The sequence below is a fragment of the Bradyrhizobium xenonodulans genome (assembly GCF_027594865.1).
Classification (GTDB): domain Bacteria; phylum Pseudomonadota; class Alphaproteobacteria; order Rhizobiales; family Xanthobacteraceae; genus Bradyrhizobium; species Bradyrhizobium xenonodulans.
Genome location: NZ_CP089391.1, coordinates 6,460,547 through 6,478,762 on the forward strand (window position 1 = coordinate 6,460,547; position 18,216 = coordinate 6,478,762).

General features: G+C 64.9%; 18 protein-coding genes. 16 read left to right on the forward strand and 2 right to left on the reverse strand.

All coding sequences use genetic code 11. The annotated features are described in order from the left end of the window. Window positions 1–43 precede the first annotated feature (43 nt). The 3 genes from I3J27_RS30705 to I3J27_RS30715 all read left to right on the forward strand — a co-directional run bounded on the left by I3J27_RS30705 (window position 44) and on the right by I3J27_RS30715 (window position 2,220). A complete protein-coding gene (locus I3J27_RS30705; RefSeq protein WP_270162606.1) occupies window positions 44–745 on the forward strand; it encodes a ribonuclease T2 family protein in 702 nt (233 codons plus the stop codon). Between the two features lie 113 nt (window positions 746–858). Beyond that, window positions 859–1,719: a 23S rRNA (adenine(2030)-N(6))-methyltransferase RlmJ gene (locus tag I3J27_RS30710; RefSeq protein WP_270162607.1), complete on the forward strand. Its 861-nt coding sequence runs from the start codon at window positions 859–861 to the stop codon at window positions 1,717–1,719. A gap of 285 nt (window positions 1,720–2,004) precedes the next feature. Then, the gene (locus I3J27_RS30715) at window positions 2,005–2,220 is read left to right on the forward strand and encodes a cold-shock protein (protein ID WP_008544396.1); all 216 of its coding nucleotides are present in this window, start codon (window positions 2,005–2,007) and stop codon (window positions 2,218–2,220) included. 71 nt (window positions 2,221–2,291) lie between these two features. On the opposite strand, the gene I3J27_RS30720 is transcribed toward I3J27_RS30715, so the two are convergent. Further along, window positions 2,292–2,912 (reverse strand): outer membrane protein, encoded by a 621-nt coding sequence (locus I3J27_RS30720; protein ID WP_270162608.1) that lies wholly within the window; start codon window positions 2,910–2,912, stop codon window positions 2,292–2,294. 249 nt (window positions 2,913–3,161) lie between these two features. Between I3J27_RS30720 and uvrC the strand changes: the two genes are divergently transcribed. The 9 genes from uvrC (at window position 3,162) to I3J27_RS30765 (ending at window position 11,957) form a co-directional block, all read left to right on the forward strand. Further along, a complete protein-coding gene (gene uvrC / locus I3J27_RS30725) occupies window positions 3,162–5,225 on the forward strand; it encodes an excinuclease ABC subunit UvrC (RefSeq protein ID WP_270162609.1) in 2,064 nt (687 codons plus the stop codon). 96 nt (window positions 5,226–5,321) lie between these two features. Next, a complete protein-coding gene (gene pgsA, locus I3J27_RS30730) occupies window positions 5,322–5,939 on the forward strand; it encodes a CDP-diacylglycerol--glycerol-3-phosphate 3-phosphatidyltransferase (RefSeq protein WP_270162610.1) in 618 nt (205 codons plus the stop codon). Then, the gene (gene moaD / locus I3J27_RS30735) at window positions 5,936–6,187 is read left to right on the forward strand and encodes a molybdopterin converting factor subunit 1 (RefSeq protein ID WP_270162611.1); all 252 of its coding nucleotides are present in this window, start codon (window positions 5,936–5,938) and stop codon (window positions 6,185–6,187) included. Before pgsA ends, moaD begins: the two co-directional genes overlap by 4 nt. Before the next feature lie 3 nt (window positions 6,188–6,190). Next, a complete protein-coding gene (locus I3J27_RS30740; RefSeq protein ID WP_270162612.1) occupies window positions 6,191–6,673 on the forward strand; it encodes a molybdenum cofactor biosynthesis protein MoaE in 483 nt (160 codons plus the stop codon). After that, window positions 6,673–7,632 (forward strand): 50S ribosomal protein L3 N(5)-glutamine methyltransferase, encoded by a 960-nt coding sequence (prmB, locus tag I3J27_RS30745; RefSeq protein WP_270162613.1) that lies wholly within the window; start codon window positions 6,673–6,675, stop codon window positions 7,630–7,632. The genes I3J27_RS30740 and prmB overlap by 1 nt, the downstream gene beginning before the upstream one ends. A gap of 91 nt (window positions 7,633–7,723) precedes the next feature. Next, window positions 7,724–8,326: a phage holin family protein gene (locus tag I3J27_RS30750; RefSeq protein WP_270162614.1), complete on the forward strand. Its 603-nt coding sequence runs from the start codon at window positions 7,724–7,726 to the stop codon at window positions 8,324–8,326. Continuing rightward, a complete protein-coding gene (locus I3J27_RS30755; RefSeq protein WP_270162615.1) occupies window positions 8,327–9,457 on the forward strand; it encodes a YihY/virulence factor BrkB family protein in 1,131 nt (376 codons plus the stop codon). Window positions 9,458–9,605: 148 nt separating this feature from the next. Then, on the forward strand, window positions 9,606–11,087 hold the full coding sequence (locus I3J27_RS30760) for an EAL domain-containing protein (RefSeq protein ID WP_270162616.1): 1,482 nt from the start codon (window positions 9,606–9,608) through the stop codon (window positions 11,085–11,087). Between the two features lie 15 nt (window positions 11,088–11,102). After that, window positions 11,103–11,957 (forward strand): TIGR01459 family HAD-type hydrolase, encoded by an 855-nt coding sequence (locus I3J27_RS30765; protein ID WP_270162617.1) that lies wholly within the window; start codon window positions 11,103–11,105, stop codon window positions 11,955–11,957. Between the two features lie 91 nt (window positions 11,958–12,048). Here I3J27_RS30765 and I3J27_RS30770 read toward each other — a convergent pair whose 3' ends face one another. Then, complete coding sequence (locus I3J27_RS30770) at window positions 12,049–12,444, reverse strand: response regulator (RefSeq protein WP_007596883.1); 396 nt, start codon at window positions 12,442–12,444, stop codon at window positions 12,049–12,051. A 231-nt stretch (window positions 12,445–12,675) separates the two neighbouring features. Here I3J27_RS30770 and I3J27_RS30775 point away from each other — a divergent pair, with 231 nt between their 5' ends. From I3J27_RS30775 to I3J27_RS30790, 4 genes are all read left to right on the forward strand, one after another. Then, window positions 12,676–13,647, forward strand: a complete 972-nt coding sequence (locus tag I3J27_RS30775) for a bifunctional riboflavin kinase/FAD synthetase (RefSeq protein ID WP_270162618.1) — start codon at window positions 12,676–12,678, stop codon at window positions 13,645–13,647. 219 nt (window positions 13,648–13,866) lie between these two features. After that, the gene (ileS, locus tag I3J27_RS30780) at window positions 13,867–16,875 is read left to right on the forward strand and encodes an isoleucine--tRNA ligase (protein WP_270162619.1); all 3,009 of its coding nucleotides are present in this window, start codon (window positions 13,867–13,869) and stop codon (window positions 16,873–16,875) included. Between the two features lie 8 nt (window positions 16,876–16,883). Further along, window positions 16,884–17,378, forward strand: coding sequence for a signal peptidase II (lspA, locus tag I3J27_RS30785; RefSeq protein WP_270172918.1), 495 nt, complete (start codon window positions 16,884–16,886; stop codon window positions 17,376–17,378). 96 nt (window positions 17,379–17,474) lie between these two features. After that, window positions 17,475–18,200: a hypothetical protein gene (locus I3J27_RS30790; protein WP_270162620.1), complete on the forward strand. Its 726-nt coding sequence runs from the start codon at window positions 17,475–17,477 to the stop codon at window positions 18,198–18,200. The last annotated feature ends 16 nt before the right edge of the window (window positions 18,201–18,216 follow it).

The following is an 18,216-nucleotide window of genomic DNA, read 5'->3' on the forward strand; positions in this document are numbered from 1 at the left end:
TGCCTGCTAGGCTGGTTGCACAGTCTAGTTGAGGGGCGTCGCCATGTTTCATTTTAGATTGCAGTCGTTTTCCCGTCTGATGATATCGCTGACATTGGCGGCCGGGCTGGTCGCCCTCGCAGGCGGGGCAAAGGCCCAGGACAAACGGCAGAACGCGCCCGGCGAGTTCGATTTCTATGTGCTGTCGCTGTCGTGGTCGCCCTCGTTCTGCGAGGAGGCGTCCGAGCGCGATCGCGGCGGCGGGCGCTCGCAGATGCAGTGCAGCGGACGGCCCTATGCGTTCGTGGTGCACGGGCTGTGGCCGCAATATGAGAACGGCTTCCCCGAATATTGCCAGCGGCCCTCGCCGCGGCTGAACCGCAACATCGTCTCCTCGATGCTCGATCTAATGCCGGCGCCGGGCCTGATCTTCAACGAGTGGGACAAGCACGGCACCTGCTCCGGGCTCGACGGCCGCAATTATTTCGAGACGATCCGCAAGGCGCGCGCCGCGATCAAGATCCCGGCCGAATATCTCGATCTGTCGCAGGCCAAAACCGTGGCACCGGGCGAGGTGGAGGAGGCCTTCATCAAGGCCAATCCGGGCCTGAGCAATGCCGCCGTCTCGGTCACCTGCAACCGGACCCGGCTCTCCGAGGTCCGCATCTGCCTCAACAAGGATCTGCAATTCCGCGCCTGCGAGGAGATCGAGCGCCGCGCCTGCCGTCGCGACCAGGTGACGATGCCGCCGGTCAGGGGTGGTTGAGTCAAATCCAACGGCCGTGATGTCGTGCGGTTGCGCGTGGATGGCCGGGACAAGCCCGGCCATGACGAGTAGAAGATGCTGAGCATCCTCTCTTGCGAGCCGCCAATCTTGCCATGAATTACCGCCACGCCTTTCACGCCGGTAGCTTCACCGATGTCATCAAGCACATCGTGCTGGCGCGCATCATCACTTACCTCCAGGACAAGCCGGGGGCATTTCGCGTCATCGATACCCATGCCGGTGCCGGCCTCTACGATCTCGACAGCGACGAAGCGCGCCGCGGCGGCGAGTGGCTGACCGGCATCGCGCGGCTGATGCAGGCGCGCCTGTCGAACGAGACCGTGGCGCTGACCAAGCCTTATCTCGACATCGTCCGCGCCTTCAATCCGAAGGGCGAGCTCAAGGCCTATCCGGGCTCGCCGCTGATCGCGCGCGGCCTGCTCCGGCCGCAGGACCGGCTCGTCGCCTGCGAGCTCGAGCCGAAGGCGCGCAAGGCGCTGATCGACGTGCTGCGCCGCGACGAACAGGCGCGCGTGGTCGATCTCGACGGCTGGGTCGCGCTGCCGGCCTTCGTGCCACCGAAGGAGCGACGCGGGCTGGTGCTGATCGACCCGCCGTTCGAGGCGAAGGACGAATTCGACAGGCTCGGCGAAGCCTTCTCGGCGGCTTTCGCGAAATGGCCGACCGGTATCTATGTAATCTGGTATCCAGCCAAGAGCCGGCGCGCCACCGACGCGCTGGCGCAATCGGTGGCGCGGCTCGCAGCCGCAGCAAAACCGCCGGGGAAATGCCTGCGCCTCGAATTCAGTGTGGCGCCGCAAGCCGACGGTGCAGCTCTCACCTCGACCGGCCTCTTGATCGTCAATCCGCCCTACACACTGCACGGCGAGCTCAAGACGATCCTGCCCGAACTGGAAATGCCGCTCGGACAAGGCGGCGCTGCCAGATTCCGATTGGAGGTACCCAAGTCTTAGAGGTGCCGAAGTCTTAGAGGTACCCCATCCGTAACATCCCGGCATTCTTGGGAAAAATATGCAGCAGCGGTAGTCAATCTGCAGAGAACCGTATTATGCTGTTTGCGTGACTGGCTTTACGTTCCGCTTCCGCGAATGGTTGCGGCGGAGTGAAGGCCCTAAGAAAGATCCGACCGGACTGAAAGGTCCGCCCAAGGATGGCCAGCTCCCGGGCTTCGTAAGGCCCGGTCATGTCGTGACGTGAGTCTGCGTCGCGACGGAGGAGCAATGAGGGGGAGTTTCCCGATGGCCATGACGGGAACGGTTAAGTTCTTCAACGGCGAGCGCGGCTACGGCTTCATCAAGCCTGACGACGGCGGTCGCGATGTCTTCGTTCACATCACCGCTGTTGAGCGGGCGGGACTGAAGGACCTTGCCGAAGGACAGCGTATCACATTCGAAGTCGAACCGGACAAGAAGGGGAAGGGACCGAAGGCCGTCAATTTGGTCATCCTGTCCTAGCGAGCCTGGCGCAAAAAAAGTCCCGGCCGCAAGCGGCCGGGAGGTTGGTCCGGTATTTTCTTCTTCAGCTATCAGAAGTGATAGTTCACGCCTGCGCGCACAACGCTGGCGCTATAGCCGTTTGACACGCCTGTAATTGCGAACTGGCTCGTCGACAGATCGATGTAGAGATATTCGAGCTTGGCGCTCCAGTTCGGCGCGAAGCCGACTTCTGCGCCGGCGCCGATGGTCCAGCCGGCGGTGGTGTGCGACTCCGTCCAGCCGAAGGTCTGTGCGCGCAGTTCGCCGAAGGCGAGGCCGGCGGTGCCGTAGAACAGCACGTTGCTGAAGGCATAGCCGGCGCGGCCGCGCAGCGTGCCGAACCAGGGGTTGGAGAACTTCCACGGCGCGAAGGTGTCGTCGGCCCCTGCAGCCTGGATGTCGCCCTCGACGCCGAACACGAACGGGCCGTTCTGGAAATTGTAGCCGGCCTGCACGCCGCCGACGAAGCCGGAGGGCTTCACGGGCGTGTTGCTCACCGAACCCCACTCATAGCCGACATTGGCGCCGAGATACGGGCCCGCCCAGCTATAGGCGTTGAGCGGCTGGTTGACGGTATAGGGCGCACGCTGACCATAGAGATCGGCGGCCTCTGCCGAAGCTGTCCAGCCGGCTGCAACCAACGCGGCCGCGCCCACAACGAACCTCTTCATCGGTACTCTCCAACGCAACTGCCGTCCCCCGCGACGCCTGCGCGCCGCGCGAGGCAAAACCGCATGGTTACGGAACCACCACTTTTTCGCGTAAGATTTATCGAGAGTTTTAAGTTAAAGGCCTGTTAAGCCGGGTTACCGCGCTGTTAACAGGCTTAAGCAAGCGTTACCGGGAACTGCGCCGCCATCCTGTGCGTGCCGCACGGCCGGAACTTCAAATCGGCACCCCCAGCGCCTAAATTCGCAATCATGGCTCACGATTCCACCGACGATCCGGACAACGCAGGCGCGCGCAAACTCCCGCGCGGCGCGACGGCCGACGCCCCGCCGGAGAGCCTGGCGCCGCCGGACCTCGATCCCGCCACCACCGCCGGCGAGGACGAGGACGATGCGCTGCTGCCTGACATCCTGGAGGAGAGCGGCGCGGTCGGCGAGGAGCCGCTGGCGACCGGCCACGAGGCGATCGAGCGCGCGGTCCGGCTCGCCCCCACCTCGCCCGGCGTCTATCGCATGCTCAGTGCGAGTGCCGACGTGCTCTATGTCGGCAAGGCCAAGAACGTCAAAAAGCGCCTGTCCAACTACGCGCGGCAGAGCGCGCCGCAGCCGGCACGCATCCTGCGCATGATCGCGGCCACGGTGACCGTGGAAATCGTCTCGACCAATACCGAGACCGAAGCGCTGCTGCTGGAAGCCAACCTCATCAAGCAGTTGCGGCCGCGCTTCAACGTGCAGCTGCGCGACGACAAGTCGTTTCCCTATATCCTGATCACCGGTGACCATTGGGCGCCGCAGATCCTGAAGCACCGCGGCGCGCAGACCCGGCCCGGGCGCTATTTCGGCCCATTCGCCTCCGCCGGCGCCGTCAATCGCACCATCACGGCCCTGCAGCGCGCGTTCCTGATCCGCTCCTGCACCGATTCCTTCTTCGAGAGCCGTTCGCGGCCCTGCCTGCTCTACCAGATCCGCCGCTGCGCAGGCCCCTGCACCCGCGAGATCGACTTCCCCGGCTATACGACCCTGGTGCGCGAGGCGACCGACTTCCTGTCGGGCAAGAGCCATGCGGTGAAGCAGGAGCTTGCCGGCGAGATGGAGAAGGCCTCCGGTGAACTCGAATTCGAGCGCGCCGCGCTCTACCGCGACCGCCTCGCCGCGCTCTCCGCGATCCAGTCGCAGCAGGGCATCAATCCGCGCACGGTGGAGGAAGCCGACGTGTTCGCCATCCACCAGGAGGGCGGCTTCTCCTGCGTCGAAGTGTTCTTCTTCCGCACCGGGCAGAACTGGGGCAACCGCGCCTATTTCCCGCGCGCGGAGAAGACGTATACGCCGGAGGAAGTGCTCGGGTCGTTCCTCGCCCAGTTCTACGACGACAAGCCGCCGCCGAAGAACATCCTGCTCTCGCACGAGATCGAGGAGAGCGAGCTGCTCGCCAACGCACTGACGATCAAGGCCGGCCACAAGATCGAGGTCACAGCGCCGAAGCGCGGCGAGAAGAAGGAGCTCGTCGCCCACGCGCTGACCAATGCGCGCGAGGCGCTGGGCCGCAAGCTCGCCGATACCGCGACGCAAAGCCGCCTGCTCGATGCGATAGCCACGACGTTGAGCCTGCCTTATTCGCCCAAGCGCATCGAGGTCTACGACAACAGCCACATCCAGGGCACCAATGCGGTCGGCGCCATGATCGTCGCCGGTCCCGATGGCTTCGTGAAGAACCAGTACCGGAAGTTCAACATCAAGTCGGAAGGGATCACGCCGGGCGACGACTTCGCCATGATGCGCGAGGTGCTGGAGCGGCGCTTCAAGCGCCTGATCAATCCGCCCGAGGACGCCGCCAGCAAGGCCAAGGACGATGACTTCCCGCAATGGCCGGACCTCGTGATCATCGACGGCGGCCGCGGCCAGCTCAATGCCGTCAGGGAGATCTTCACGAATCTCGGCCTGACCCAGGTGTCGCTGATGTCGGTCGCCAAGGGACCGGACCGGGATGCCGGCCGCGAGACCCTGTTCATGCCGGAGCGCGAGGCGATCAAGCTGGAGCCGCGCGACCCCGTGCTCTATTTCATCCAGCGCCTGCGGGACGAAGCCCACCGCTTCGTCATCGGCTCGCACCGCAAGCTGCGCAAGAAGGACATCCGGGAGGCCGGTTTGCAGGAGATTCCGGGCATCGGCCCGTCACGCAAACGTGCCTTGCTGCACCATTTCGGAACCCTGAAGGAGATCGAACGGGCCTCGATCGCCGATCTCGGCAAGGTTCCGGGAGTGAGCGCCGAGAGCGCCCGCAGGATTTTCGACTATTTCCATCCCCAACCGGGATGAACTAAAGGGGACGGGGTCATATGGTCGTCGTCTCCCGCACCCCATGTGGGGGATGGGACGGTTGACCTTAGGGCAACAGCGGTATTGGTAGGACGGATGAACATCGCCACGACACGAGGGACCACCAGCCGCGCGATGTCCCTCCCGAACATCCTGACCTATGGCCGGATCGCCGCGATCCCGGTCGTGGTCGGGTGCATCTATGCGCAGTCGATCCTGGACGGTCCGCTATGGCTGCGCTGGGTCGCCGTGACCATCTTCATCGGCGCCGCGGTGACCGACTATCTCGACGGCTATTATGCACGGATCTGGAATCAGCAATCGGCGTTCGGCCGGATGCTCGATCCGATCGCCGACAAGCTGCTGGTCGCCTCGTGCCTGCTGATGTTGGCCGCCGACGGCATCATCCACGGCTGGTCGCTGTGGGCCGCCATCGTGATCCTGTGCCGCGAGATCCTGGTCTCGGGCCTGCGTGAATATCTCGCTGCGCTGCGGGTCAGCGTGCCCGTGACCAAGCTCGCCAAGTGGAAGACGACCGTTCAGCTCGTCGCCATCGGCTTCCTGCTCGCGGGCGAGGCCGGCGACCAGGTCGTGCCCGTCGTGACCCAGATCGGTCTGCTCCTGCTGTGGGCCTCGGCAATCCTCACCATGTACACCGGCTACGACTATTTCCGCTCCGGCATCCATCACCTCATCAAGGAGGATGAGGCATGAAGGTGAAATACTTCGCCTGGGTGCGCGAGCGCGTCGGCAAGACCGAGGAGACGATCGAGCCGCCCGCGACCGTGCACACCGTCGAAGAGCTGATCGCCTGGCTGTCGGGGCAGAGCGAGGCCTATGCCTACGCCTTCGAGAAGCCGAAGGTGATCCGCACCGCGATCGACCATACCCATGTCAAATCGGACGCCGCGATCGCAGGCGCCCGCGAGATCGCCTTCTTCCCGCCGATGACCGGCGGCTAGGCCATGCCCTCCTCTGTCACCACCTGCCCCGTCACCATCCGCATCCAGGAAGACGATTTCGACATCGCGCGCGAGATCGCGGTCCTGACCAAAAGCCGCACCGATATCGGTGCCGTCGTGAGCTTTTCCGGCATCTGCCGCGCCGACGATGACAGCGCGAAGATCGCCGCGCTGACGCTCGAGCATTATCCCGGCATGGCGGAAGAAGAGATCAGGCGCCACGCCGACGAAGCGGTGTCGCGCTGGCCGCTGAACGGCGTCACCGTCATTCATCGCGTCGGCCGGTTCATGCCCGGCCAGAACATCGTGCTGGTGCTGACGGCGTCGCAGCACCGCCAGGCGGCGTTCCAGGCGGCCGAATTCCTGATGGACTATCTCAAGACCAGCGCGCCGTTCTGGAAGAAGGAAGAGAGCGCCAGCGGCACCGGCTGGGTCGAGGCCCACGCCCGTGACGACGAGGCCGCCGCACGCTGGACGAAATCGTGATGGCAAGAGTTTCGAAGAAGACCGCGCGCGGTCGCGCCGCGCCCAAGCCTGCCAAGGTCGGCTCCGGCGAGCTTGTCTCGTTGCTTGATTACCTCCGCTATGCGGTGAGCCGCTTTGTCGAGGCCAAGCTCGCCTTTGCCCATGGCACGACCGACCCGGTCGCGGAAGCAGCCTTCCTCATCGGCGAGGCGCTACATCTCAATCCCGACCAGTTCGAGGGCTTTGCCCACGCCCGCGTCACCGCTGCGGAAGGCAAGACCATCCTCGATCTGATCCATCAGCGCATCATCACGCGCAAACCGGCCGCCTATCTCGTCAACAAGGTCTACATGCGCGGCCTGCCCTTTTATGTCGACGAGCGTGTCATCGTTCCGCGCTCCTTCATCGGCGAGCTGCTGGATTCGCATTTCGGCGGCGAAGACGGCGCCGGCGCGCTGATCGACGATCCCACGGCCGTCGAGCGTGTGCTCGATCTCTGCACGGGATCGGGATGTCTTGCGATCCTGGCGGCACATCATTTCCCGTATGCGGCGATCGATGCCGTCGACATCTCCAAGGGCGCGATCGAGGTTGCCACGCGCAATGTCGACGAATACGGGCTCGATGAACGGATCAGGCTGCATCGCGGCGATCTGTTCGCCCCGCTCGGCGACAGCAAATACGATTTGATCATCACCAATCCACCTTACGTCGATGCCGAAGGCATGGCGGCGCTGCCGCCGGAATGCCGCGCCGAGCCGAAGCTTGCCTTCGATGGCGGTGCCGACGGCCTCGACGTTGTCCGCCGCATCCTGCACGACGCGCCCGACCACCTGACCCCGGACGGCGGGCTGATCTGCGAGATCGGCCGCGGCCGCGACCTTGTCGACGAGGCCTTTCCGGAACTGCCGCTGCTCTGGCTCGACACCGAGGAGTCCGAGGGCGAGGTCTTCTGGATTTCTGCGGCCGATCTCGGCTGATCCGTCACGGCGGCTTTGCTCCCGGCGGAACAAGTCAAATTCCGCCACGTTCATTCCCCGACGAGTTTTCTCGCTCTCGGAGGATGACCGCATGCTCGCGCCATCGGGCGAATTGCTGCGCGCCGGCATGGCGCTCAAGCTCAACCATCTCAAGCGCGCAGCTCAGTCCTATCTGCGCGACCGCACCAGCCAGGCCACGGGGCGCGCGACGTCCTATGCGGTCGCGGCGGGACTGTTCGCGGTGGCCGGGCTGTTCCTGATCGCAACCTTCTTTGTCGGCCTGATCGCCCTGTACCGCTGGGTTGCGCTCACCTACGGACAATTCTGGGGCTTCGGCGTCGTCGCCGCCGTGCTTCTCGTGCTGTCGATGACCTGCGCCGGCATCGGCCTGGCGCAAGTCAAGCGTCGGGACAAGCCGATCGTGCCGCTTGCCAGCCGCATGCGCGTTGCGATCGCCACCCCGCGCATTCCGCGCGGAACGGTCAAACAGGCGGTAAAGGAGGTCGCGACGACGATTCCGCTGGTGCCGCTTGCGCCGGGCGAACGCGGCCATGGCACCAAGGCTACCGGTAGCAATAGTTGGCCGGCCCGGACCAACCGCCCCGTGCAGCTCGGCCTGATGCTCGCGGCGATCGGACTGGTGGGATTCACGGCGGCGCGCCGCCGGCGTCACGGCCGGAGATTGGACGCGTAAATGCTGGTGCGGCGCTCCGAACAGATCGACTCCTGGCTGTTGGTGGCGGCGACTGCGGTTTTCGTGCTCACGGCGGAGCGCTATTTTCAGGACACAGGCTTGCCCCTATCCGGGCCACCGCAAGACCATCGCAAAGGCGAGGCGAATTCACCGGAAACGCACCCCGCGCGCGCGGCCGTGCAGCCCGGTCATGGCCGCCGTGCCAAGAGCCCGCTTGAGATCCCCTGGAAGGGCTGGAAGGATATCTTCTGGCGGACTTATCAGCGCATCGATGAGGATCGCCTGCTTGCCACGGCGGGCGGCGTCGTGTTCTTCGGACTGCTCGCGATCTTTCCGGCAGTTACCGCGCTGGTCTCCTCTTATGGCCTGTTCGCCGATCCCAAGACGATCAGCGCCAATCTCCAGACGCTCGCGACGATGCTGCCCGAGGGCTCGTTCCAGATCGTCGAGGACCAGGTCGCGCGCGTGGTCTCGAACGGCAATACGACGCTGGGTGCCACCTTCCTGTTCGGCCTCGTGCTCGCGATCTGGAGCGCCAATGCGGGCGTCAAATCCATCTTCGACGCCCTCAACGTCGCCTATGAGGAGCGCGAGAAGCGCAGCTTCATCAAGCTCAATATGGTGTCGCTGGCCTTCACGGTCGGCGGCATCGTGGCGCTGCTGGTGATGGTGGGGCTTGTCGTCGCCTTCCCGCTGGCGCTCAATCATCTCGGCATGGCGCCTGAAAGCAAGCTGATCGTGGCGCTAGCACGATGGCCGCTCATGTTCCTCGTCCTGCTGGTGGCGCTTGCGATCCTCTACCGTTTCGCGCCCAGCCGCGATGCGCCGCGTTGGCAATGGCTGAGCCTCGGTGCAGTCACGGCCGCCATGCTCTGGATCGCGGGCTCGGCGCTGCTGTCCTGGTATCTGTCGGCCTTCGCCAATTACAACGCGACCTACGGCTCGCTCGGCGCGGCGATCGGCCTGATGACGTGGATGTGGATGTCGGCGATCGTCATCATGTTCGGCGCCGAACTGAATTCAGAGCTCGAACGGCAAACGCTGAGGGACACGACCGAGGGGCCACCCAAGCCGCTCGGTACCCGTGACGCCGTCTCGGCCGACACGGTCGGAGCCGCCGCGCCAGCCTGACCTCGGCCGCGAACAGGCCGCTATCCCCTCGAATCAACAATGATGTTAGGGTCATACGGCCAAGGGGGAGCATGAGGCGTGACGGGTTCGCACCATGGCCCGTGTTTTCCCGGGTGAGGCAGCAGCTCTTTGAGGCGTAACGCGCGGCATGATTCGCATTTCGACGATCTTCATCGCCATCTGCATGGTTCTGGTCGCGGCCTCGCTCGGGCTGGTGCTCTACTCGGTCGCCGGCATCAGCGGAACCGAATCCGCCATCGTGGCGCTGACCGCGCTGACCTTCCTGATCCTCTACAACGCGGTGTCGATGCGGCTGCGCGACCGCAGCGACGTCGGCGGCCAGATCGCCGACCTCTCGCGCGGCACCGCCGACCTCGCCCGCCAGGTCGCCGAGTACGGCCGCCGGTTGGCTGCGATCGAGGGACGTATCGCCTCGTCCAATTCGACCAATTCCGACCGCATCCAGTCCGTGGTCGGCGAGATCAACGAGCTCGGCGGGCTGGTCAGGCAGCTCGCCACCACTGTGTCGGCCCATGAGGACCTGCTGGCCGGCGGCGCGCCCGTGCCGGCCCCCGCTCCGGTCGCCCGGCTGGAGCCGGAGGCACCGATCGACCTGGTCGCGCCCTTCGAGGAACGGCCGGCCGCCCCTCCTCCGCTTTCCGCACGGCCGGCACCGCCGGCAATCCAGACCCAGACCGCCCATCCGGCTCAAGCCACCAACGGCCGCAATCAGCCCCAGATGCTGGGGACGCTGCGCAACGCCATCGACGAGAATCGCATCGACATCTTCCTGCAGCCGATGGTGACGCTGCCGCAGCGCAAGGTGCGGTTCTACGAAGTGGTGACGCGCCTGCGCGACGAGCGTGACCAGCTCATCGCCGCCGAGGAGTTCATCAGCATCGCCGAGGCCTCCGGGCTGATCGGACGGATCGACAACATGGTGATGCTGCGCTGTGTGCAGGTGCTGCGCCGCCTGATGGTACGCAACAAGGATGTCGGCGTGTTCTGCAACGTCGCGGCCTCCACCCTCGGCAATTCCACCAGCTTCGCGCAGTGCCTCGACTTCCTCGAGGCCAACCGGGCGCTGGCGCCCTCGCTGGTGCTGGAGTTCAAGCAGTCGACCTTCCGCAATCTCGGCCCGGCCGAGACCGAGAATCTCGCAGCGCTGGCCCAGCGCGGCTTCCGCTTCTCGATCGACCACGTCACGGATCTGCGCATCGAGCCGCGCGAGCTGGCCGACCGCGGCGTGCGCTTCATCAAGGTGCCGGCGTCACTTCTGCTCGACCCCAGGCAGGCCTCGACCTCGGACATCCACCCCTCCGACCTCTCCGATCTGCTCGGCCGTTTCGGCATCGACCTGATCGCCGAACGGATCGAGGGCGAGCGCGCGGTGGTCGACCTGCTCGACTATGACGTGCGGTTCGGCCAGGGGTTCCTGTTCGCTCCGCCCCGGCCATTGCGGCCGGATGGGGCATCTGCTACCGGCGGGGCCTCGCCGAACCAGGCGCAGGATATTCAGGGATCCAATGGCTCCGCTTCCCCCAGCCAAGGTACGACATCTGGCGCGACGTCTTCAGCGCCTCCGCCCCAGCGCACCACCGGCAACGCGGCGCTCGCGCGCCGCATCTGATCGGTGCTGCGTATCATGACCACGCTGCATTTTGCCGAAAGCCTGCGCGAGCTCGTGGGCGGCGTCGACGTCGTGCTCAGCGACATCTGGGGCGTGGTCCACAACGGCCTGGAATCATTCCCCGACGCCTGCGAGGCGCTGCACACCTATCGCAGCCGTGGCGGTACGGTGATTCTGATCACCAATGCGCCGCGACCGGCCGACTCCGTGCAGCGGCAGTTGCGCAAGCTGGGTGTTGCGGACGAGACCTACGACGCGATCGTCTCGTCGGGCGATTTGACGCGGCTGTATGTCGCCGAGCATCCCGGAAGCAGGATGTTCTGGCTCGGACCCGAGCGCGACAACTCGATCTATCGCGGCCTCGATGCGACGACCGCGCCGCTCGAAGAGGCAGACTACATCGTCTGCACCGGCCTCTATGACGACGAGACCGAGACGGCGGAAGACTATCGCGGCATGATGCTGAAGGCGCGCGAGCGCAAGCTGACGCTGGTCTGTGCCAACCCCGACATCGTGGTGGAGCGCGGCGACCGGCTGATCTATTGCGCCGGCGCGATCGCGGAGCTCTATCGCGAGCTCGGCGGCGAGGTGATCTTCTACGGCAAGCCGCACCGGCCAATCTACGAGCGCGCGATGCGGCTGGCCGGCGAACGCCAGGGCCACCAGATCGACCGGAAGAAAGTGCTGGCGATCGGCGATTCCGTCCGCACTGACCTCACCGGAGCGCGCGAGTTCGGCATCGACTGCCTGTTCGTCACCCGCGGCATCCATGCCGAGGAGTTCGAGGGCCTCGACCAGCTCGATCCCAAGTCGGTGTTGGAATTATTCGGCCACCCGCCGAAGGCGCTGATGCGCGAATTGAAGTGGTGAGCTCCGTCGTTCCGGAGGAATGACGACGAACGCAGAAAGCCCGGGACGAGCCCGGGCTTTCCAAATTCAGTTGATGGCTTCGAAGCGCGGCTTACGCGCTCGCCATGTCCGGGAAGACCGCCTCGATCTTGGTCTTCAGCGTCGCCGCGTTGAACGGCTTGACGATGTAGTTGTTCACGCCGGCCTTCTTGGCCGCGATCACGTTCTCGGTCTTCGATTCCGCCGTGATCATGATGAAGGGCGTGGTGGCAAGGTTCGGATCCGCGCGCACTTCGCGCAGCAGGTCGTAGCCCGTCATCGGCTCCATGTTCCAGTCGGAGATCACGAGCCCGTACTTCTTGCCGCGCATCTTGTTCAGCGCCGCCGAACCGTCGCTGGCATCATCGATATTCTCGAAGCCAAGCTGCTTCAGGAGATTCCTGATGATACGGATCATGGTGCTGTAGTCGTCAACCACCAGAACCGACATCGACAAATCAACCGCCATCTCGACTCCCCCAACGCAAACCCAGGAAATATTACGATCGGACCCGCCGGGGCTCTGGCCCCGCTGTTCCACGTTTCAAGAACTAGCACCAAGGCGTTAAACAGCGCGTTAATCGCGGGCGCCTCCGAAGGACTGAAATCGCGTTCAATGCGGCCGTCCCCTGCCGCTTGACTTCATCCGGCGGGTCAAGCCACGGTCCGGACCGGTCCTGCCGCTTCGAGAATTTCCCTGATGGCCCCGCATTTTACCGTTATCCGCGACACCACGCAGGATTCCGCGATTTTAAGGGGCGCCGTGGTCGCCATGGGCAATTTCGACGGCGTTCATCTCGGCCATCGCGCGGTGATCGCGGCGGCCCTGGAAATGGGCCGGGCGCATGGCCGCCCTGCGCTGGCGTTGACCTTCGAGCCGCATCCGCGGCGGTTTTTCAGCCCGAACACCCCGCAATTCCGCCTGACGGACGAGCGGGCCAAGCTGCGGCTCCTGGCCGGGACCGGGCTGGACGGCGCCGTGATCATGACCTTCGACAAGGCGCGGGCTGGGACCAGCGCGCAAGACTTCATTCACCATGACCTGATCGGACGCCTCGGCATCAGCGGGATCGCGGTCGGCTACGACTTCCATTTCGGCAAGGGACGGGTCGGCTCCCCCAGCCTGCTGGTCAACGAGGCGCCCCGGCTCGGCATCGAGGTCGACGTGCAGCCGCATGTCGATATCGACGAGCGGCCGGTCTCCTCCAGCGCGATCCGGATCGCGCTGGCCGAGGGCCTGCTCGACGAGGCCACCACCATGCTGGGCGCGCCCTGGTTCGTCACCGGCGAGGTGATCCATGGCGAGAAGCGCGGCCGCGACCTCGGCTATCCCACCGCCAATATCCGCCTCGATGCCAATTGCGGCCTCAAGCACGGCATCTATGCGGTGCGGGTCGGCCGCGGCACCGAGCGCCTGGACGGGGTGGCAAGCTTCGGCCGCCGCCCGACCTTCGACAATGGCGCCCCGCTGCTGGAGATCTTCCTGTTCGACTTCAAGGGCGACCTCTACGGGCAGGCGCTCGACTGCGCCTTCGTCGGCTTCATCCGCGAGGAGCTGAAATTCGACAGTCTGGAGGCCCTGATCCGCCAGATGGACGACGATTCCGCCCGCGCCCGCGCCATGCTGGCGGCCGCCCCGGACGCATTTCCGCGGCTTGGCGTGATCGATTGACGCCGAAAACCGGCCCCGCCGAACCTTTTGCGCTTCTACCTTTTGCGCTTCCTTTGGCCCCCTGCTATGGAGGGCCCATGTTTGCGCGGCGCATCATAGGAATTAGCGGCCCGGCTTCCGCCTGAGCCTTCGGCTCGGCGCAAGACCGGGATTTTGTCGTTTCACCCCGCGATTCCGCATCGCCATCCGTTCCCGCGCCCTTCCGAGCCAGTCAGCCCCATGTCCGAAAAGCCGCAAAAGTCCCAAAAGTCTGAAGCCAAAGACTATTCGAAGACCCTTTATCTGCCGCAGACGGATTTCCCGATGCGCGCCGGCCTGCCGCAGCGCGAGCCGGAGATCCTCAAGCGCTGGTACGAGACCGGCCTCTACGAGAAGCTGCGCCAGAGCGCCCGCGGCCGCGCCAAGTTCGTGCTGCATGACGGTCCGCCCTACGCCAACGGCAACATCCATATCGGCACGGCGCTGAACAAGATCCTGAAGGACCTCGTCACCAAGAGCCAGCAGATGCTCGGCTTCGATTCCAACTACGTGCCCGGCTGGGACTGCCACGGCCTGCCGATCGAGTGGAAGGTCGAGGAGGAGCATTATCGCAAGAAGGGCAAGCAGAAGCCCGACTTCCGCGACAGTGCCGCGATGATCGATTTCCGAAAAGAGTGCCGCGCCTACGCGACGCACTGGCTCGGCGTGCAGCGCGAGGAGTTCAAGCGTCTCGGCGTGATCGGCGATTGGGACCATCCCTACGCCACCATGAGCTTTCCGGCCGAAGCCCAGATCGCGCGCGAGCTGATGAAGTTCGCCGCCAACGGCACGCTCTATCGCGGCTCCAAGCCGGTGATGTGGAGCGTGGTCGAGAAGACCGCGCTGGCCGAGGCCGAGGTCGAATACGAGGACTACACGTCCGACATGGTCTGGGTGAAATTCCCGGTCACCTCGCCCGCGCATGGTGCGCTCGCCTCCGCAAGCGTCGTGATCTGGACCACCACGCCCTGGACGCTGCCCGGCAATCGCGCCATCTCGTTCTCGCCGAAGATCGCCTATGGCCTGTACAAGGTCACGGATGCACCCGCCGACAATTGGACCAAGAGCGGCGACCTGCTGATCCTCGCCGACGCGCTCGCTGAAGAAGTCTTCAAGCAGGCGCGCGTGACGGCCTACGAGAAGGTCCGCGACGTCCCCGGCGACACCATGGACGCGATCGAATGCGCCCATCCGCTGAAGGGCCTTGCCGGCGGCTACGACTTCATTGTGCCGCTGTTTTCAGGCGACCACGTCACCGACGACACCGGCACCGGCTTCGTGCACACCGCGCCCAGCCACGGCCGCGAGGACTTCGACGTCTGGATGGCGAATACGCGCGAGCTTGACGCGCGCGGCGTCCCGACCGCGATCCCCTACACTGTCGACGAGAACGGCGCCTATACCGAGCAGGCTCCGGGCTTTGCCGGCAAGCGCGTCATCAACGACAAGGGCGAGAAGGGCGATGCCAACGAAGCCGTGATCAAGGCACTCGTCGAAAGAGGTATGCTGCTCGCGCGCGGCCGGCTCAAGCACCAATACCCGCACTCCTGGCGCTCCAAGAAGCCGGTGATCTTCCGCAACACGCCGCAATGGTTCATCGCGATGGACAAGGACATCGCGACGGGCGGCAAGACCAAGAGCGGCGACACGCTGCGCGCCCGCGCGCTGCAGGCGATCTCCGTGACGCAATGGGTGCCGCCATCAGGCGAGAACCGCATCAACGGCATGATCGAGGCCCGCCCCGACTGGGTGATCTCGCGCCAGCGCGCCTGGGGCGTGCCGATCGCCGTGTTCGTGCGCGAGAAGGGCGACGGCTCGGCCGAGATCCTCCAGGACGAAGCGGTCAACACGCGCATCGGCGATGCCTTCGAGACGGAAGGCGCGGACGCCTGGTACGCGAAGGGCGCGCGCGAGCGTTTCCTGGGCGCGCGCGCGAGCGAGGACTGGCAGAAGGTCGACGACATCCTCGACGTCTGGTTCGATTCAGGCTCGACCCACGCTTTCGTGCTGGAAGACCCCGTGCAATTCCCCGGCCTCGCCGGCATCAAGCGCAAGGTCGATGGCGGCACCGACACGGTGATGTATCTGGAAGGCTCGGACCAGCATCGCGGCTGGTTCCACTCCTCGCTGCTGGAGAGCTGCGGCACGCGCGGCCGGGCGCCTTACGACATCGTGCTGACCCACGGCTTCACCCAGGCCGAGGACGGCCGCAAGATGTCGAAGTCGCTCGGCAACACCATTGAGCCGCAGGCCGTCATCAAAGAGTCCGGCGCCGACATCCTGAGGCTGTGGGTCGCGTCCTGCGACTACACCGACGACCAGCGCATCGGCCCCGAGATCCTGAAGAACACGGTCGAGACCTATCGCAAGCTGCGCAACACCGTGCGCTGGATGCTCGGCACGCTGCATCATTACAAGCCGGCTGAGGCGGTCGCGCCAGCCGAGATGCCGGAGCTCGAGCGGCTGATGCTGCACGAGCTCGCGGTGCGCGCTGCCGCCATCGACAAGGCCTATCGGGAGTTCGACTTCAAGACGGTGGTCGCTATCCTGTCCGCCTTCCTCAACAGCGAGCTGTCGGCCTTCTATTTCGACATCCGCAAGGACACGCTCTATTGCGATCCGCCGTCCTCGCCGGTGCGCAAGGCGGCGCTGACGACCATCGACCTGTTGTGCGCCTCGATCCTGAAATGGCTGGCACCGGTCCTCAGCTTCACCGCGGAGGAAGGCTGGCGCATGTACCGGCCCGATGCCGAGCCGTCGGTGCATCTGACGCTGTTTCCGAACAACCTCGAAAGCTTCCGCGACGACAAGCTCGCCGCGAAGTGGGAGACGATCCGCAACGTGCGCCGCGTCGTCACCGGCGCGCTCGAGCTGGAGCGCGCCGCCAAGAACATCGGCTCCTCGCTGGAGGCATCGCCCGTGATCTATGTCGCCGACCGCGACATGCTGGCCACACTGTTCGACACCGACCTCGCCGAGATCTGCATCACCTCGAACTATGAGGTGCGCGAGGGTGAGGCGCCGGCCAATGCTTTCCGTCTCGATGCCGTGTCCGGCGTCGCCGTCGTGGTCGAGAAAGCGGTCGGCACGAAGTGCGCCCGCTCCTGGAAGATCTCGCCGACGGTCGGTGAGGACCGTGAATATCCCGACGTCACCCCGCGCGACGCTAAGGCGCTGCGCGAATGGAAGGCGTTGGGCGTGAGCGTCTGATCCCGGCCATGCCCCCGCTCCGCGCCGGCATCCTCGTGGCAATGGTCACGCTCGTGGCCGACCAGGCTTCGAAGCTCTGGCTGCTAAACGTGTTCGACCTCGCCCGCCGCGGCGTGGTGAAGGTGATGCCGTTCTTCGACCTGGTGCTGGCCAAGAACGTCGGGATCAGCTTCGGTTGGCTCCAGAACGACAGCCAGGCGGCGCAGCTCGCGCTGATGGCTGTGAAGGTCGTTGCTGTGGTCGCCCTGGCGATCTGGATGGTCCGTTCGCACACCCGGCTTGCGACCGTCGCCCTGGGACTGATCATCGGCGGTGCCGTCGGCAACGGCATCGACCGCTTCGCCTATGGCGCGGTGATCGATTTCGCCCTGCTCCACATCGAGATCGGCGGAAATACCTATAATTGGTATGTGTTTAACCTCGCGGACGTGGCCATCGTTGTCGGGGTGGCGGCGCTATTGTATGATTCCTTCATGGGGGTACCCGCCGCAAAAGCGCCCTGATCCCGGCTGATACGGGCGGGCAGGCGGAACCTTGCTTTTTGCGAGGATAGGCCGCGTGCGAGCGGTAAACTGCCACAATATGGAACAGGTACAGTGATGCGCAGCTCGAAGACCAGCGGTTTGATGGTTCGAGACCCCCGGCAGGGGATCCGGCGGGCGTTGAAATTGTCCGCTGTCGCGCTCAGCGTCGGCCTCGTCATGTCGGCAGGCGCGGTGCGCGCCGGCGACGACGATGATGACGACATGACCTTCGAAGAGAAGCTCATCGACAATTTGATGTCCGGCCTCGGCGCCAAGAGCATGGAAAAGCCCGGCATCGAATACCGCGAGCGCTCGCCGCTGGTCGTGCCGCCGAAGCTCGACCTGCCGCCCCCTGCATCGTCCGCCGAGGCCGCTCCTCCGAACTGGCCAAAAGACCCGGATGAGAAGCGTCGCAAGGAGCTTGCCGCTGCCAGAAAGAAACCCGGCACCAAGTTCCAGAATCCCTGGGAAACGGCCCGCCCCCTGACTCCGGCCGAACTGGACGCCGTCAAGACCAACGGCAATACCCGCACGTCAAGCAACGACCCCGTCCAGCCGGGCGGAAACAATCCGACCATGAGCCCAAGTCAGCTCGGCTATAAAGGCGGACTGCTCGGGCTCTTCAAGGGTGACAGCGACGAATCCAAGCAATTCACCTCTGAGCCAACGCGGGAATCCCTGACCGAACCACCGCCCGGATACCAGACGCCCTCGCCCAACTACGCCTACGGCTCCGGGGGACCGGATAAGTCCAAAAGGACATATTTTGACGTGCTCAGTGGTAAGGAAAAAGAGCGATAGCGCTCTTGCTGGTTGG

What these genes read in the sequence shown, in the direction of transcription:
- lspA (WP_270172918.1), top strand. Translation starts at nt 16,884, where the DNA reads ATGCCCCCGCTCCGCGCCGGCATCCTCGTGGCAATGGTCACGCTCGTG.
- uvrC (WP_270162609.1), top strand. Translation starts at nt 3,162, where the DNA reads ATGGCTCACGATTCCACCGACGATCCGGACAACGCAGGCGCGCGCAAA.
- I3J27_RS30765 (WP_270162617.1), top strand. Translation starts at nt 11,103, where the DNA reads ATGACCACGCTGCATTTTGCCGAAAGCCTGCGCGAGCTCGTGGGCGGC.
- pgsA (WP_270162610.1), top strand. Translation starts at nt 5,322, where the DNA reads ATGAACATCGCCACGACACGAGGGACCACCAGCCGCGCGATGTCCCTC.
- I3J27_RS30760 (WP_270162616.1), top strand. Translation starts at nt 9,606, where the DNA reads ATGATTCGCATTTCGACGATCTTCATCGCCATCTGCATGGTTCTGGTC.
- I3J27_RS30775 (WP_270162618.1), top strand. Translation starts at nt 12,676, where the DNA reads ATGGCCCCGCATTTTACCGTTATCCGCGACACCACGCAGGATTCCGCG.
- I3J27_RS30750 (WP_270162614.1), top strand. Translation starts at nt 7,724, where the DNA reads ATGCTCGCGCCATCGGGCGAATTGCTGCGCGCCGGCATGGCGCTCAAG.
- I3J27_RS30770 (WP_007596883.1), bottom strand. Translation starts at nt 12,444, where the DNA reads ATGGCGGTTGATTTGTCGATGTCGGTTCTGGTGGTTGACGACTACAGC.
- I3J27_RS30755 (WP_270162615.1), top strand. Translation starts at nt 8,327, where the DNA reads ATGCTGGTGCGGCGCTCCGAACAGATCGACTCCTGGCTGTTGGTGGCG.
- I3J27_RS30720 (WP_270162608.1), bottom strand. Translation starts at nt 2,912, where the DNA reads ATGAAGAGGTTCGTTGTGGGCGCGGCCGCGTTGGTTGCAGCCGGCTGG.
- I3J27_RS30790 (WP_270162620.1), top strand. Translation starts at nt 17,475, where the DNA reads ATGCGCAGCTCGAAGACCAGCGGTTTGATGGTTCGAGACCCCCGGCAG.
- I3J27_RS30705 (WP_270162606.1), top strand. Translation starts at nt 44, where the DNA reads ATGTTTCATTTTAGATTGCAGTCGTTTTCCCGTCTGATGATATCGCTG.
- ileS (WP_270162619.1), top strand. Translation starts at nt 13,867, where the DNA reads ATGTCCGAAAAGCCGCAAAAGTCCCAAAAGTCTGAAGCCAAAGACTAT.
- moaD (WP_270162611.1), top strand. Translation starts at nt 5,936, where the DNA reads ATGAAGGTGAAATACTTCGCCTGGGTGCGCGAGCGCGTCGGCAAGACC.
- I3J27_RS30715 (WP_008544396.1), top strand. Translation starts at nt 2,005, where the DNA reads ATGGCCATGACGGGAACGGTTAAGTTCTTCAACGGCGAGCGCGGCTAC.
- I3J27_RS30740 (WP_270162612.1), top strand. Translation starts at nt 6,191, where the DNA reads ATGCCCTCCTCTGTCACCACCTGCCCCGTCACCATCCGCATCCAGGAA.
- prmB (WP_270162613.1), top strand. Translation starts at nt 6,673, where the DNA reads ATGGCAAGAGTTTCGAAGAAGACCGCGCGCGGTCGCGCCGCGCCCAAG.
- I3J27_RS30710 (WP_270162607.1), top strand. Translation starts at nt 859, where the DNA reads ATGAATTACCGCCACGCCTTTCACGCCGGTAGCTTCACCGATGTCATC.